Source organism: Streptacidiphilus jeojiense (assembly GCF_000719095.1).
Lineage (GTDB): Bacteria > Actinomycetota > Actinomycetes > Streptomycetales > Streptomycetaceae > Streptacidiphilus > Streptacidiphilus jeojiensis.
Genome location: NZ_JOEH01000035.1, coordinates 60379 through 73068 on the forward strand (window position 1 = coordinate 60379; position 12690 = coordinate 73068).

The following is a 12690-nucleotide window of genomic DNA, read 5'->3' on the forward strand; positions in this document are numbered from 1 at the left end:
GCCATGACTGATGACGGTCCAACAGATGTACGAGACGACAACTCCGCCCGGGGCGGGCCCCCGGCCAGGTCAGGAGGCGGGCGTGTAGCTGACCGCGAAGGAGCCGACGGACTGGCCGGCGAAGAAGCCGGTCTGCAGGTGGGCGTTGAGGTAGGCGGCGCCGGCCGGGTCCACGTCCAGCTCGGAGGACGTCAGGGTCTGCGCCGTTCCGTCGCCGCCGACGCTGAGGTCCCCGGCGGGGTCGAGCAGCGCGACCGGGGTGCTGCCGCCCACCGGGACGCCGGTGAACTGGCCCAGGAAGGTGTTGAAGTCCAGGTTGGTGAAGGCCGCGGCCCGGCCGGTCTTCACGTCGACGATCAGCAGGCCGCCGCCGAGCTGCAGGTCGGCGGTGATCTGGTCCACGTTGCCGGTGCCACCGGTGACCGGGAAGGTCGAGGTCAGCCCGTTGGCGGAGCTGTATGCGCCGGTCGCCGAGGGCAGCGGGGCGGCGAAGACGCCCTGGGCGGCGGCCTGCTGGAAGAAGGTGCTGCTCTCGGTGATCACCGCGCTGCCGGAGGCGGCGGTGGCGGCCGTCGCCGAACCGGGCAGGGTGAGGCCGAGGGCCAGGGCGGCAGAGGCGGCGACGACCACGGGCAGGAACCTGCGTGCATGCATGAGTGTCTCCTCGGGGAAAGCGGGCCGGCACCCGGACGAATCCGGGGCCGACCCGCTGCAGGCGTGGCAAAGCAGGGATCACGCGGTGGAGCGATGGAGCCGTGGAGCGGTGACGGTCAGGTCGGTCAGGTGTGCGAGATGACGCCGCACAGGGCCAGCGGCAGGAAGCCGTAGCTCTTGAGGTCGGCCTGGGCGGTGGCGTTCTTGCAGATCCAGCCGGTCGAGCTGAAGATCGCCTTCAGCGCGGTGGCGTGGGAGTCGCCCGCGTTCCAGTCACCGGCACGGACCACGTTGTAGAGGTTCCGCGAGTACGCGCTGACGGCGTAGGCGCTGGAGATGGTCTTGTTGGTGGTGTCGATCGGCACGATGCCGTCCAGGTTGCGGACGGTCAGCGGGCCCTGGACGTCGGTGCCCGAGCCGTGGCTGAAGTAGACCTGGCCGATGTAGTGGCCCACCGAGTAGGGCACCACCGAGTCGTTGGTCTGCAGCAGGGTGTTGCTGCCCTCGTTCTCCTCCACCGTCTGGTTCACGCAGCTGCCGATGGTGGTGATGCCGGTGGAGCTGAGGAAGAAGGACCGGGTGCCGGAACCGCTCTGCGGCAGGAACGGCTGGATGGTGTTGGCCGAGCCGGTGAAGCCGGAGATGTCGGTGATCTGGTTCCACTTGGTGATCGTGCAGGCGTAGATGCCCTGCAGGTCGGCCTTGGTCAGGTTGGCCGGGGCGTCGCCGCCGGACTTGGCCGCCCAGGACACCGCGTCCTTCGCGTAGGCGATGAAGTCGTCGGTGGTCGGGTCGCCGGTCTGCGGGCCGCGCGAGGAGCGGGCGAAGTCGACCGTGCTGGAGGTGGTGCTCCCCAGCGCCGTGATGCCGGCACCGGAACCGTTCGGGCGGGTGATCGAGGTCGCACCCGTCTTGGTGGTGATCGGGGAGGTGCCGGTGGCGTCCCAGCTGTAGAGCTTGGGGGTGCCGGTGTAGTCCGTCGAGAGCTGGTTGAACAGAGCCTGGACGGTGTCCGAGCCGACGCCCACGATGTCGGTGGCGGCGGGGGTGGTGCCGCTCGGCGGGTCGGCGAGGGCCGGACCGGCGGCGAGGGACACCACGGAGGCGGTGAGCGCGGCAGCGGAGACGAGCTTGGCGACAGTGGTCTTACGCATGTTGCGGTTCCTCCGGGAGGAGTGACGTACATGGCGGACCAAGACCCGGTTGCGGGTCCGGTGCCCTCGGCCGTCGCGCTGCGGAACTGCGGTGCTGCGGTGCTGCGCGGCGCGGCCTCCGGCGGGAACGACCCTCCCCGAGCGGCTGTGCCCCCGCCAAGGGCCGCCCGGCACCGTCGGGCCGCTCCGAGACGGCGTCGGCGGCTCTGTCGAGGCCACCGTCGCCGCAGGTCAGGGGGTGTGTTGTCGAAGCGGTGGGTCCGTCCGGCGGTGCACCCGGCAACACCGGGCGTGCTTCCCCAGGTGGCGGGTCGAGCGCCCCTCGGCCACCTCCCGTTCACCACTTCGGATCGACCGGCAGCACCAGTGCCCAGGCCTCGTCGGGCAGCAGGTCCAGCGCCGCCAGGAAGCCGGCCATACCCTTGCGGCACTGGTCCTGGCGCAGATAGGTCCGGGCCCCGCAGGCGACCGCGGCGCCCTCGCGCTCGCCGGAGCGCCGGGCCGGCAGATGCGCCGTCCACAGCCAGGAACGGCCCTGACGCTGGCTCAGCAGGCAGCGCAGGGCGTGCCGGTCGGCCCTCAGCTCCCGCAGCGAGTCCAGCAGTTCGGCACCGCTCCGGTACAGCGTCGCCGAGCGCGCCAACTGCCGCCCGTTGCCCGCCACCAGTGACCAGCCCAGCTGGCCGGTGGGGCCACCGGAGGAGCGCAGCGCCAGCAGGCGCGGTCTGCGCGGCTCCCGGGCGGCCCGACCGGCGCCTGCGGCGCCTCCGCCCTGGGCCCTGCCCGCTGCCGCGCGGGCCGCCGCCTCGACTGCTCTGCCGGCGTCATCGGTTGTGCCCGCCCCGTCCAGCAGGCCGGACTCGTACGTCATCACCCTCGTCACCTCCGCCCCCGCCCACGCACCCGCCCGCCGGGCCGCGCCGGGGTTCGCTGCTCGACAAGCAGCATCGCCCGGCCGATGGCACGGCCGGACGAACGGCGGGTGCATGGGACGACACATCCGGTCCACCGCGGGGGGCCGGTCCCCGCCCGGATCGCGCCCGGTCAGGTCCGGTACCGGAATGCGCTTTCATCCTCGGCCGGGGGATGCGGCCGTGGTAACGGCCGCTCCCCCGGGCCCGGTAAGGAGGGTGACCGCCGCTGGTGCGACGGCTCCGCCTCGCCGGGCCCGGCCGAACCGGCAGGTTCGCCCGGCCCGATCAGCAGCAGCATGAACTTCCGGAAGGCGTTCTGACAGGTCGCATAGCGCTCGTAGGCCCGCGGCGACCTGGCCAGCGGCCGCCCGTAGGGCCCCGGCACCGACCACACCCAGCCGATCCCCTCGTTCTCATGGGTGATCCTGGCCAACTGCTCCGCACCGCCGTCGCGGAGCTCGGCACAGGCCCGGACGGCTTCCTCGGCCGTCCGGAAGTGCGCCGGCGATACGGCGACCACCCGTCCGTTGGGTGCCTTCAACCGCCACTCGTACATTCCGTTCACCGACTTCTCCGCAACACATCTGCCCTTGCCACCGGGGACCCCCGCCGCACCCGTGGCACCTCCTCGAACGGCCCCTGCGGCCTGCTCCCCGCTGCTCCGCGAGGACTGCGCGCGCTCGCGCTCCTGCTCCGGCCGGTCCATGCCTCCCCCTCCACCCGCGTCTCACAACTTCCGTACAGCCGGGCCAAGCTGAGCAAGTTTGTGTAGGCATGGAAAGCAATCCGTCCACTTCCGTTCAGCTATTCCCCGGAAGGTTGCCCCTTGTTAAGAAGCACCTCAGGCCCGGCCCCGGCACAGCTCCAGCAGCTGCATGGCGACCTCGGTGCCCTGCGGGCCGAGCGCGGCGCGGTAGCGCGCCAGGATCTCCAGCTCGCGGTTGAGCGCCAGCCTGGGGCCGCCGGTGGCGATCCGGGCGGTCTGGACCTCGGCGGACACGCCCGTCCGCTGCCGGATCAGCTCGATGATGCGTTCGTCCAGCTCGTCGATGCGCCCGCGCGCCTCGGCGATGACCGTCGTGGCCTGCTCAACGGTGAGCCCGGGGGTGCCGGTCGTGCCGGTGGTGCCGGGGGCGGTGCTGCCGGCGGTGGTGCTGGTGCTGATGTCCATGAGCGGTTCTCCCTCGGATGCGGCGGGGGCCTGGCCGGGTCCGGGGAGACGACAGGCGCCCCGGGCCGTCGGCCCGGGGCGCCTGCGTGATGTCTGTTGTCCTGATGTCAGACGGCATCACCATGGCGACCGGAGCTTCCGGTGCCATAGCTAAAGTTGAATGCCGCGCAGAACATGGCGGCCATCATAGCGGCTTCACTCGTTCGCCCGATACCAGAAACCGTGACCCCTCATCAGGAGAATCGTTGTTCCCCATGACCGTACGGGGTTCACGTCCCGGCCAGTGACGTGCTCCCAGCCCCCTTCCGGGGGACGTGTGCGGCGAGCAGGACCACGCGTGGAGTGTCACAACAGTCCGCCGGCGCGATGAGACGCACCTTGACCGGTGTGTCGTGGGACCTCGCGCCGACGCCCGACCGGGCAGCAGGGGACAGCCGCCCGGTCATGACTGAAGTGATCTGTTGTGAAGGGGCGGTCGGCACCGGGGACGCTCGGGTCCGACCGCCCCGGATCAGTACCCGTCCCCCGGCGCACATCCCACTGCGCACCCCCTCGCGCTTCCCCTCGCAGAGCGTAACGTCGGCACCGCACCGTCCCCAGAGGCACCAGCGCATACCGGTTCACAGAAAACGACTATGCCGATGTATGCCGAACCAGTTGCGCAACACCGGCCATATCCCCCACGATGCTGGTGAGGGGGTGGCATTGAGGTAGCGGAACGGCACCGGGGAACAGAACCTCCGCCGGGCCCGGGACCCGCTCGATACGGACTCCCGACAGTCACTCAAAGTAGTCAAACCGGCCCGGTGGGCCAGCCACCCACTTCGCCGTCCCTGCCCAGAGGCGCATGCCTGATGCGCGCGCCCCCTGCCCAGGTGAACCCAGGACCAACTGACAAGCGGCACCCCTCCCCCGGTGCCGTTCCCGCAGCACCGGCGCTGCCCTGACGCCGGTTGCCGCAGATTGAGGGCCCCGTCTTCCCCCGCGGGGCCCTCGGTCGTTGCCCGGCGGCTACTCGGCCGGCGCCACCTCGCCCGGCTCCGCCGACTCCGTGTCCGCCTTGGTCGGCACGCGCAGCTGGTTGAAGGCGTAGTAGATCGCGACGATCCCATGGAGCGCCAGCGTCACCAGCGCGTTCACGAACGACAGGCCCATCAGGATCGGGTACACCACCGTCCCCAGGGCGAACCGCGTCCGCGTCGCCTTGGCCCCCAACTCGTCCACCCGCGCGTCGAACAGGTGCCCGGTACGGGTGAGCCACCACCACAACGCCTGGAACGTCAGCGCATGGGCCACCATGAACCCGCCGTAGAGCGCGACCGCCAACTGTGCGCCGTCGGGCTGGTTCAGGTAGCTCGACACCACCGAGGTCGCCCACGGCAGCGCCGACACCCCCATCAGCAGCATCAGGTTCAGGAACAGCAGCACCCGGTCCACCCGGGCAACGAGGCTGAAGACCTGGTGGTGGTTGGCCCACATGATGCCGATGACCAGGAAGCTGACCACGTAGGCGTCGTACTCCGGCCATTGATGCGCGAGCTGGTGTGCCAGGCTCTGGCCGGTGGTCGTCAGCGGCTTCTTGACGTCCAGGATCAACAAGGTGATGGCGATGGCGAAGACGCCGTCACTGAACGCCTCCACCCGGCCCGACTCGTTCACTTGGTCCCCCTCCGTCCTGGGGGCATCGTGCCATGCTCACTTGACCTGACAGACGATCCGCGCCGTTCCGGTGCCACCTGGAGGAACCGAGACCTGCGCAGCCGTGCACGGGCCGGCCAGATGCGCGTTCACCGCGTAGTCGCCGGCCGGGACCGACAGCGAGAACCCGTCGGTGGCGCTCGACCTGACAGAGAACCGGCTCGTCCCCGAGCCGGTCACCTCGGCGGCGATCTCGGCCATGCTGCCGGGATACGGTCCGCCCACGCTCACCACCGTGCCGCTGATGGTCCCGGTGCCGCTCGAGGTGCGCGAGTGCCCTGCGGTGCCGGTGCACCCTACCGTCGTCCCGCAGCAGGCGAGCAGCAGCATGGCCCATCCGACCGCGTTCTTCGAGTACCCCACTGCCCTAGCGCCCGATGCGGCGGAGGCGGTTGCGCAGGGCGACGTACCTGCGGTGCAGGCGGTGGACCGTGATGAAGGCGGTCATCCGGTCGGCCAGGGTGAGGCGGTACTTGATCCGCAGCGGGGCGCTGAGGCGGTCGAGGCGGTCGGTGCCGATCGTCCGCAGCAGTTGGCTGACGTGCTGCTGGTAGGCCGCCCGGTAGGCCGCGTCGCCGTCCGCCACCAGCCAGAAGAACTTGGGGATCTCCTCGACCAGGGTGTTGTCGTCGTAGGAGCGCAGGTAGTCACGGGCGAACTCGGGTTCCGGGCGGGCCAGCAGCCACTCCCGGACCAGTTCGATCGAGCGGACCCGGTCGACCAGGCCCCTGGGGTCGGTCATCTGGGTGATCGAGACCTCGCCGGTCTCGCGCACCCGCCAGTGGTAGATCGACTCGGAGAGGACGTCCACCGAGGCTGCCAGGAAGTGCAGCGGCACGCTGACCGGGGCGTCCTCGTAGAGGATGCCCTCGGGGTAGAGCACGCCGGCGCTGTCGAAGAAGCTGCGGCGGTACACCTTGTTCCACGCGGTGCGGTCGGTGACCAGGGCCGGGACAGCGGTGATGTGGGTCTTGAGCCGGGTCTCCCGGAACGGCTTGATGTGCACGCCGGAGGGGGAGTACCCCGCCGCGTTGAACCGCAGTGCGTTGCCGGCGACGAAGTCCGACCCGGTCTCGTCCAGGGTGCCGACCATCAGCCGGTACGCGTCCGGCGGCAGGGTGTCGTCGCTGTCCACGAAGGCCAGGTACTCGGTGTCCGGGGAGATGTTCCGCCAGCCGGTGTTGCGGGCCGCCCCGAGGCCCTGGTTCTCCTGCCGGACCAGCCGGAACCGCGCGTCCTTGGCCGTGTAGGCCTCGGCGATCGCACCGCTGGAGTCCGTGGAGCCGTCGTCGACCAGGACGCACTCGAAGTCCCCGAAGGTCTGAGCGGCGATCGAGTCCAGGCATTCCTCGAGGTAGCGCTCGACGTTGTAGATCGGGACGACGACGGAGAGACGGGGCATCGGCTGCGCGAGCCTTTCTGCGTTCAGGGAGGTGTTTCCACTCACAGCATGCACGGTCGAGATGACGTGCCCGTCTATTCCAGCACGACAGGGGGTTACGCCGGGGTGGCCAAAGACCTTCCGAAGAGCGCCAGGGTCTCGCCGAGCTGCGAGTGCTGCGGCCGGGGCAGGGCGTCCAGGGGGAACCAGCCGAGGGCGTCGAACTTGTCGGGCTCGCCGATGGCGACCCGGTCCGGGTCGACCCGTACCGCGAAGAGCAGCGCGACCCAGTGCGAGACCGGGTCGCCGCGCAGGATGTTGCGCACCCCCAGGGTCTCGACGGCCAGGGCCTCGGCGAGGTACTCCTCGCGGACCTCGCGCCGTACCGCCGCCTCGAAGGACTCCCCGTGCTCCAGCGCCCCGGCGCCGGTGTCCCAGGCCCCCGGCTCGTCCCGCGCACCCGCGCTGCGCCTGGCCAGCAGCACCCGGCCGCGCCCGTCGTGGCAGACGAAGACGCAGGACACCGTGGGCGCGGTCAGCGCCCGCTCGGCCGGACGTGCGGAAGGGCCCCCTGACGAGCCCTCCGACGGGTCCTCTGACGAGCTCTCAGCCGGGCCTTCGGACGGCCCTTCGGACGGGACGTGGTTCATCGCAACTCTCAGAAGTGGTCGAGGAGTTCACGGAAGGCGCGCAGGTGCAGCACTCCCCCGTCGGCGGGGTCCAGCTCGCTGTGCTCCAGCGCCCAGGTGTTGTCGTTGGGGATGAAGACGGCGTTCATCCCCACCGCGCGGGCCGGCAGGATGTCCGACTTCGGCGAGTTGCCGATCATCCAGCTGGCCGTCGGGACCAGGTCGTGCGCCGCCAGGAAGCCCTGGTAGGTCCGGCTGTCCTTCTCCTGGACGATGTCGACGGCCCGGAAGTGGTGCGCCAGCCGGGACGCCTCGATCTTGCGCCGCTGCTCCTCCGGGTCGCCCTTGGTCAGCATCAGCAGGGTGTGCCGGCCGCCGAGGACCGCCAGGGTCTCCGCCACGTCGGGGATCAGCTCCACCCGCTGGTCGACGAGGGCCGCCGCCAGTTCCTCGATCTCGGCGCGCTCCCCGGCGGTGGCCGGCCGACCGCGCAACTCCTGGACGCAGTCGGCCAGACTGCGCAGCAGCATCCGGCTGCCGTACCCGTGGGCGACGGCGTTGGCCGCCTGGATGCCGTCGAGGACGGCACGCAGCTGCAGCCGGTCCAGCGTGGGATGCCGGAGCCAGCTCAGGAAGTCGTCGATGACCCGCTCAAACAGGACGTTGTTCTCCCAGAGCGTGTCGTCCGCGTCGAAGACGAGCGTCTGGCTGTCGTACCGCATCGAAGTCCCCAGGGTGTGTGGCCGGTCCAGCCGCGAACCTAACCGCGGCTGTGTCGGTCCCGCCCGGATTTTTCGGGGCCCCGGGCATGACACCGCCCGCACCGAGGGTTCGTCCGTCGGCGCGGGCGGGTTCTGATCGGAAACCTAGCGGCCGGTGATCGCGATCAACGCCGCTTCCAGCAAATGTGACCTACGTCGCTCAGCCGAGGACGGTCATCACTCATCCGCCGGCTCCCGCTTCGGCGGCACCACCGGCACAGCCAGCAGCGGCAACCGCAGTTCCGCGAAGGCCCCCGCGGGCACGGCCGGCGCCTGCGGTGCCACCGCGGCGACCCTGCGGTAGGGCTCGCCCTGCTCCGGGCGGGGGTCCGCATCGCCCTTGTTGGGCCACATCGACACCGCCCGCTCCGCCTGGGCGGTGATGGTCAGCGACGGGTTCACCCCGAGGTTGGCCGACACCGTGGAGCCGTCCGCGATGCTGATGCCCGGGTAGCCGTAGAGCCGCTGGTACGGGTCGATGACGCCGCGCTCCGGGGAGTCGCCGATCACGCAGCCGCCGAGGAAGTGCGCGGTCAGGGTGCGGCCCAGCAGGTCGCTGACCCCGCTCCCGGCCACGCCGTTGATCTCGGCGGCGACGGCCCGCGCCGACTCCTCGGCCGCCGGGATCCACTTGGGGTTGGGCGCGCCATGCCCCTGACGTGACGTCAACTGCCCCTTCCCCGGGCCGGACTTCTTCCGCGACACGATGATGGAGTTGTCCAGCGACTGCATCACCAGACCGATGATGACCCGCTCGGACCAGCGCCGCTTGTTCAGCATCTGCACCGTCAACTGCGGCCTGCTCGCTGCGATCTTCGCGAACCGCAGCAGCGGCACCCTGCTGCCGCCGGGCACCTGCATGATGGACAGCAGGCTCATCGCGTTGGAGCCCTTGCCGTAGCGCACCGGCTCGATGTGGGTGTGCTGGTCCGGGTGGACCGACGAGGTGATGGCCACGCCCTTGGTGAAGTCGGCCTTGCGGCCCAGCCGCCGGTCGGTGGTCATCGAGCCGACCAGCGCCTCGGAGTTGGTTCGCGTCAGCTCGCCCAGCTTCGCCGAGATCCGGGGCAGGTGCCCCTCGTCGCGCATCTCGTGCAGCAGCTTCTGGGTGCCGAAGGTCCCGGCCGAGATCACGACCTTCCGGGCCCGAATCGTCCGACAGCCCTTTTTTCCTTTGGCGTTCTTCGCGGGATTCCTGGACCGCGAGTCGGTGGCCCGTACGTCCACCGCGTAGCCCTCGCCGTCCTCCCTGATCCGGGTGACCGTGGTCATCGGCAGGATCTGCGCGCCGTTCTTCTCCGCCAGGAACAGGTAGTTCTCGGTGAGGGTGTTCTTGGCGCCGTGCCGGCAGCCGGTCATGCACTCGCCGCACTCGGTGCAGGACCTGCGGCGCGGGCCCTCCCCGCCGAAGTAGGGGTCCTCGACCTCGGTGCCCGGGGCGACCTTGGCGCCCTCACCACCCACGTCCTGGCCGTCACCGAAGAACACCCCGACCGGCGCCAGGTGGAAGGTGCCGCCGTAGCCGAGCTTCTCCGCGGAGGCCTTCAGCGCCACGTCCGAGGGGGTGACGGTGGGGTTGGTGCGCACCCCCAGCATTCGCTTCGCCTGGTCGTAGAAGGGCGCCAGCTCCTCGGCCCAGTCGGTGATGGACTTCCACTGCGGGTCCTGGAAGAACGCCTCCGGCGGGACGTAGAGGGTGTTGGCGTAGTTCAGCGAGCCGCCGCCGACCCCGGCCCCGCCGAGCACCATCACCTCCTTGAGGACGTGGAAGCGCTGGATGCCGTACATCCCCAGGGCCGGTGCCCAGAGGTAGTTCCTGGTGTCCCAGGAGTTCTTCGGCAGCGTCTCGCGGGTGAAGCGCCGACCGGCCTCCAGCACCGCGACCGAGTAGCCCTTCTCGGTCAGCCGCAGCGCGGACACCGAGCCCCCGAAGCCCGAACCGACGACGACCACGTCGTAGTCGAAACCCGGCTCGGCCGTCTCTTCCGTCGTCGCCATTGACGCAGCTCTCCTGAATCCTGTGAATCCTGATGGGCCGTTGGTACCGGTAAGAGCCGACCTACTTGAGCCGCAGCGCCTTCATCGCCCCCAGCGCCCGGGTCTGGAACTTCGCATACCCCTCGTCGTCCATACCGAACGACGGCGACATGCTGATCAGCTTCTGCACCGCGATGGTCTGCGGCTCGGTGTACTTGAGGATGCCCTCGGAGCCGTGCCGGCGGCCGATGCCGCTGTCGCCCATGCCGCCCATCGGGGCCGCCACGCTGGCGTACGCGGGCGCGTAGCCCTCGTTGACGTTGACGGTGCCGGAGTGCAGCCGCTGCGCCACGGCGACGGCGTGCCGGGTGCTGCGGCTCCAGACGCTGGAGTTCAGCCCGTACGGCGTGCCGTTGGCGCGCTCGACAGCCTCGTCCTCGCTGCCGAAGCGGTAGACGGAGACGACCGGGCCGAAGGTCTCCTCGGTGCAGACCGCGCTCTCCTCGGTGACGCCGTCCAGGATGGTCGGCTCGAAGAACAGCGGGCCGACGTCCGGCCGGGCCTGCCCGCCGGCCAGCACCTTGGCGCCGTTCTTGACGGCCTCCTCGACATGCCGGGTGACCGTGTCCAGCTGGCGCTGGGCCACCAGCGACCCCATGTCGGCGCCCCAGGCCAGGGTGTTGCCCAGGCGCAGGGCCCGGGTGCGGGCGGCGAACTTCTCCAGGAAGGCGTCGGCGACCTCGGCGGCGACGTACAGCCGCTCGATGGAGATGCAGAGCTGTCCGGCGGAGGAGAAGCAGGCGCGGACCGCGCCCTCGGCGGCCTTGTCCAGGTCGGCGTCGGCCAGCACCAGCATGGCGTTCTTGCCGCCGAGCTCCATGGAGGCACCGATCAGCCGGGCGGCGGCGCGCTGGGCGACGTCCCGTCCGGTCCTGGTGGAGCCGGTGAACGAGACGTAGTCGGCGTGGGCGACCACCTCGGGGCCGACGACCGGCCCGTCCCCGATGACGATCTGCCACAGCTCGGCCGGCAGCCCGGCCTCGACCATCAGCTCGCGGGCCCGCAGCGCGGTGAGCGCGGTCTGGGTGTCGGGCTTGGTCACCACGGCGTTGCCGGCCACGAAGGCGGGGATGGCGTCGCCGACGAACAGCGCCAACGGGTAGTTCCACGGCGAGATCTGACCGATCACGCCCTTGGGCTGGCGCACCTCGCGTACCTGGGTGAGGACCGGGTACACCCCGCCGCGACGGCGCGGCTTCAGGTACTTGGCAGCGGCGCGCCCGTAGTGGCGGGCCTCCAGCGCGGCGGCGCTCACCTCCTCGAAGGCGTGCGCGCGGGTCTTCCCGGTCTCCGACTGCACCAGGTCCAGCAGTTCCGCCTGCGCGGCGAAGAGCAGGTCGTGGAAGCGCAGCAGCACCGCGGCGCGCTCCCGCAGCGGGCGCAGCGCCCAGGCCGCCTGGGCCACCCGGGCCCGGGCGAAGGCATCGGCGACGGCCTCCGGGCCCGACTCGGGGATCTCCGCGAGCACCTCCCCGGTGAACGGGCTGAAGCTCTGCGTCACAGCGGGCTCGGCCCCCACCGTGATCCCCTCGACCAGCCGGGCGACCAGCTCCGGCGTCACAGCGTCGGCTGCGGTACGGGTCCCGGCCACCGCCACGGGGTTGCGCTCACCGGCGGCACTGCTGGTGCTGATGTCAGTCATGACGTGCAGCGTAGGCCGTTTCCAGCCGCTTGGGTACCCGTCGGTAACAGAGATATGTCCTTGTCAGAGCAATCAGCTACCTAGGACGCGCGGAACGTCTTCACCGTCAGCAGGAAGAGCCGATAGTTGGGGATCTGTCCGATCGGGCGACTGAAGACCGCTCGCTTCTGTTCCTGGACATGGACGAGCAGCACCCCCCGCTGCGCGTTGAGGTTGCGGTAGCGCGCCCAGTCGACGTATCCCACGGGAAGCACGATCCCGCTCCGGTGGGCCCGGCCCACGAGAGCGGCCATCCGCCCCTGCCCTGATCGGCCAGGGTCCGCTCGGCCAAGGGCGGATGGGAGTCGTATGGGGACGCCTCACGGTCGGGGAGTTCGACGCGAAGGGCCGTCGAGTTCGGACGCGCGATCCGGATCGGCAAGCAGGTGGCGGAAGCCGCCGAGGAACGGAGTAGGCCTAGTGCTCTGACCACATTGGTTCGCCGGGTTGGTGGTTGGAGCGGTTGGATGGGCGGAGACGTCCGTCCAAATCACTCACTGACGTTCAAGGCCGCGCAGTCCGCGACCCCCAACTCGGACAGCACCGCCCGTAGCCGCTCCAGTGCCGCACTCGCGTCCGAGCCCTCTGCGATCTCAAGGTCAAGATGGCA

13 protein-coding genes are annotated in these 12690 nt (G+C 70.5%); all 13 read right to left on the reverse strand.

Annotated features, from left to right (window positions below):
* Positions 1–69 precede the first annotated feature (69 nt).
* Complete coding sequence (locus tag IF29_RS0135650) at positions 70–654, reverse strand: hypothetical protein (protein ID WP_030264435.1); 585 nt, start codon at positions 652–654, stop codon at positions 70–72.
* A 125-nt stretch (positions 655–779) separates the two neighbouring features.
* Positions 780–1808, reverse strand: coding sequence for a PstS family phosphate ABC transporter substrate-binding protein (locus IF29_RS44100; protein WP_030264441.1), 1029 nt, complete (start codon positions 1806–1808; stop codon positions 780–782).
* 337 nt (positions 1809–2145) lie between these two features.
* Entirely contained in the window at positions 2146–2679 is a 534-nt protein-coding gene (locus IF29_RS0135660; RefSeq protein ID WP_030264444.1) for a hypothetical protein, read from the reverse strand.
* A 173-nt stretch (positions 2680–2852) separates the two neighbouring features.
* Complete coding sequence (locus IF29_RS0135665; protein WP_157624095.1) at positions 2853–3287, reverse strand: YegP family protein; 435 nt, start codon at positions 3285–3287, stop codon at positions 2853–2855.
* 276 nt (positions 3288–3563) lie between these two features.
* Positions 3564–3893 carry a chorismate mutase gene (locus IF29_RS0135670; protein WP_030264452.1) on the reverse strand — a complete coding sequence of 110 codons (330 nt, stop codon included), beginning with the start codon at positions 3891–3893 and terminating at the stop codon, positions 3564–3566.
* Between the two features lie 1011 nt (positions 3894–4904).
* On the reverse strand, positions 4905–5552 hold the full coding sequence (locus tag IF29_RS0135675; RefSeq protein ID WP_232242730.1) for a TMEM175 family protein: 648 nt from the start codon (positions 5550–5552) through the stop codon (positions 4905–4907).
* 36 nt (positions 5553–5588) lie between these two features.
* Positions 5589–5921 (reverse strand): hypothetical protein, encoded by a 333-nt coding sequence (locus tag IF29_RS0135680; protein ID WP_030264458.1) that lies wholly within the window; start codon positions 5919–5921, stop codon positions 5589–5591.
* A gap of 37 nt (positions 5922–5958) precedes the next feature.
* Positions 5959–6993 carry a glycosyltransferase family 2 protein gene (locus IF29_RS0135685; RefSeq protein ID WP_030264460.1) on the reverse strand — a complete coding sequence of 345 codons (1035 nt, stop codon included), beginning with the start codon at positions 6991–6993 and terminating at the stop codon, positions 5959–5961.
* 95 nt (positions 6994–7088) lie between these two features.
* On the reverse strand, positions 7089–7496 hold the full coding sequence (locus IF29_RS0135690) for an NUDIX domain-containing protein (protein WP_037597867.1): 408 nt from the start codon (positions 7494–7496) through the stop codon (positions 7089–7091).
* A 134-nt stretch (positions 7497–7630) separates the two neighbouring features.
* A complete protein-coding gene (locus IF29_RS0135695; protein WP_030264466.1) occupies positions 7631–8323 on the reverse strand; it encodes an HAD family hydrolase in 693 nt (230 codons plus the stop codon).
* 216 nt (positions 8324–8539) lie between these two features.
* Positions 8540–10360 carry a GMC family oxidoreductase gene (locus tag IF29_RS0135700; RefSeq protein ID WP_030264470.1) on the reverse strand — a complete coding sequence of 607 codons (1821 nt, stop codon included), beginning with the start codon at positions 10358–10360 and terminating at the stop codon, positions 8540–8542.
* A 61-nt stretch (positions 10361–10421) separates the two neighbouring features.
* Positions 10422–12041, reverse strand: a complete 1620-nt coding sequence (locus IF29_RS0135705) for a succinic semialdehyde dehydrogenase (protein ID WP_030264473.1) — start codon at positions 12039–12041, stop codon at positions 10422–10424.
* 80 nt (positions 12042–12121) lie between these two features.
* A complete protein-coding gene (locus tag IF29_RS0135710) occupies positions 12122–12286 on the reverse strand; it encodes a hypothetical protein (RefSeq protein WP_157624096.1) in 165 nt (54 codons plus the stop codon).
* Positions 12287–12690 lie beyond the last annotated feature (404 nt).